The organism is Streptomyces prasinopilosus (assembly GCF_001419695.1).
Lineage (GTDB): Bacteria > Actinomycetota > Actinomycetes > Streptomycetales > Streptomycetaceae > Streptomyces > Streptomyces prasinopilosus.
The window spans coordinates 1-2,817 of record NZ_LIRG01000524.1 but is presented as its reverse complement, the minus strand read 5'-3'; the positions used below and the strand labels follow the sequence as shown (position 1 = coordinate 2,817).

At 73.4% G+C, this 2,817-nt stretch carries 1 protein-coding gene; it reads right to left on the bottom strand.

Annotation, left to right across the window (positions count from 1 at the left end; all coding sequences use genetic code 11):
• Nucleotides 1-542: 542 nt before the first annotated feature.
• Nucleotides 543-2,817: heavy metal translocating P-type ATPase (locus AOK18_RS21080; RefSeq protein WP_055695370.1), on the bottom strand; the 2,275-nt coding region annotated here is incomplete at its 5' end.

Here is a 2,817-nt window from a genome sequence, read left to right as displayed (position 1 = left end):
GGCCCGTGGGGGGACCGGCGCAGGGCGCCTTCCTTCTTTTCGGGGCCCGGGCCGCCGCGGGTGCCGCCGGTCCCCCCACGGGCCGACGACAGGGCGCCTTCCCATGTCCCGGTGCGGATTCCCCCCACGGGATCCGGCCGGGCGTCTGTGAAGATCAGCGCCTGAATCGCTGTCTTTGAGCGCGATGAGCGGAACTCACCGCGCCCTTGCGGTCTGCCGGGACCCGCACCGTCGGGAGGGCCGCTCAAAGCTCTCCGATGTGCGTGCCCCGGCAACGCAGCTCCGGGAAAGTCCCCCAAGACATCCCCAGATGTCAGGTCGCGCCCCCCAAGACGCTTCCCGACATCGCCAACTTAGACCTTCGAACCCCTTCGATGGTTACGTTCACATCACTGTGATCTGCGTCTCTTGCATATGTCCGTTAGGTGCGCAAGGGCCCTGAATTACCGACGCGCCCCAAGAGTAAGGAAGATGCGGGAGCCTTGTGAAGAGCTTATGTGAAATGTCGTACCGGACTCCAGGGGGTCCTGTCCGTCGAGACCTCAATGAAACGAGCGCAGCCGCAGGCTGTTGGTGACGACGAAGACCGACGAGAAGGCCATGGCGGCCCCCGCGATCATCGGATTGAGGAGTCCGGCCGCGGCCAGCGGCAGCGCGGCGACGTTGTATCCGAAGGCCCACACGAGATTGCCCTTGATGGTGGCGAGGGTGCGGCGGGACAGCCGGATGGCGTCCGCCGCCACCCGCAGGTCGCCGCGGACCAGGGTCAGGTCGCCGGCCTCGATCGCCGCGTCGGTGCCGGTTCCCATGGCCAGGCCCAGATCGGCGGTGGCGAGGGCGGCGGCGTCGTTGACGCCGTCACCGACCATGGCGACGGCCCGCCCCTCCTCTTGCAGTTGCCGCACGACGGCGGCCTTGTCCTCGGGCAGGACCTCGGCGATCACCCGGTCGATGCCGACGGCCCGGCCCACCGCCTCGGCGACGGTGCGGTTGTCGCCGGTGAGCAGGACGGGGGTGAGCCCGAGGGCGCGCAGCTCCCGCACGGCCTCCGCACTGGTCTCCTTGACCGCGTCCGCGACGGCGAGGAACCCGTGCGCGGTGCCGTCCCAGCCGGCCACGACGGCCGTGAGCCCGTCCCGCTCGGCCTCCTCGCGGGCCCGCTCCAGTTCCGGCGGCAGCGGGGGCACGCCTTCGCCGGGCCGTCCCACGACCACCTCGCGGCCCTCCACGCGCCCGCGGACGCCCCGCCCCGGGACGTTCTCGAAGTTCTCGGCCGACGGCAGGGCCCCCGCCCGCTCCTCGGCGCCGGCGGCGATCGCGCGGGCGATCGGGTGCTCGGAGGCGTGCTCCAGGGCGCCCGCCAGCCGCAGCAGCAGCTTCTCGTCGGTGCCGTCGGCGGTGTGGACCCGCTGCAGGGTCATCCGGCCGGTGGTGACCGTGCCGGTCTTGTCGAGGACGACGGTGTCGACGCGGCGGGTGGACTCCAGCACCTCGGGGCCCTTGATGAGGATGCCGAGCTGCGCGCCGCGCCCGGTGCCCACCATGAGCGCGGTCGGGGTGGCCAGCCCGAGGGCGCACGGGCAGGCGATGATCAGTACCGCGACGGCCGCGGTGAAGGCGGCGACGGTGTCGCCGGTGGCGCCGAGCCACCCGCCGAAGGTCCCGGCGGCGAGGAACAGCACCACGGGGACGAAGACCCCGGAGATCCGGTCCGCCAGCCGCTGCACCTCGGCCTTGCCGTTCTGCGCGTCCTCCACGGCCCGTGCCATCCGTGCGAGCCGGGTGTCGGCGCCGACCCGGGTGGCCTCCACGACGAGCCGGCCGCCCGCGTTGACCGTGGCACCGGTGACGGTGTCGCCGACGGTGACGTCCACCGGCACCGACTCGCCGGTCAGCATCGACGCGTCCACGGCGGAGGAGCCCTCCACCACCGTCCCGTCGGTGGCGATCTTCTCCCCGGGGCGCACGACGAACCGGTCGCCGGCCGCCAGCCGCTCCGCCGGGACGCGCACCTCGCGCACCCGGCCGCCGCCCTCGTCGCGGAGCACGGCGACGTCCTTGGCGCCCAGCTCCATCAGGGCCCGCAGGGCGGCGCCCGCACGGCGCTTGGAGCGGGCCTCGAGGTAACGGCCGAGGAGGAGGAAGACGGTGACGCCGGCGGCGACCTCCAGGTAGATCATGGAGGCGCCGTCGGCGCGGGAGACGGTCCACTCGAAGGGGTGCCGCATCCCGGGCATGCCCGCGTCACCGAGGAACAGCGCCCACAGCGACCAGCCGAACGCGGCGAGCGTGCCGACGGAGACCAGGGTGTCCATGGTGGCCGCGCCGTGCCGCAGGTTGGTCCAGGCGGCCCGGTGGAAGGGCAGTGCCCCCCAGACGACGACGGGGGCGGCGAGGGTGAGCGAGAGCCACTGCCAGTGGTCGAACTGCAGGGGCGGGACCATCGCGAGCAGCACGACGGGAAGGGCGAGCACGGCGGAGACCGTCAGCCGGTCGCGCAGGGCGGTGAGTCCGGGGTCCGCCGGTGCGGCGCCCGGCCCGCCGGGCCCCTCCGTCCCGTCCGGTGCGGACTCCCGCCCCGAGGCCGGTGGCGGCGGGGGAGCGGGCTCCTCGGCGGTGTAGCCGGTCTTCACCACGGTGGCGACGAGGTCGGCGACCCCGATGCCGGCGGGGTAGGTGATCCGGGCCTTCTCCGTCGCGTAGTTCACCGTGGCGGTCACGCCGTCCATGCGGTTGAGCTTCTTCTCGACGCGGGCCGCGCAGGAGGCGCAGGTCATCCCGCCGATGAGCAGCTCGACCTCGGAGGCGGGCGGGGCC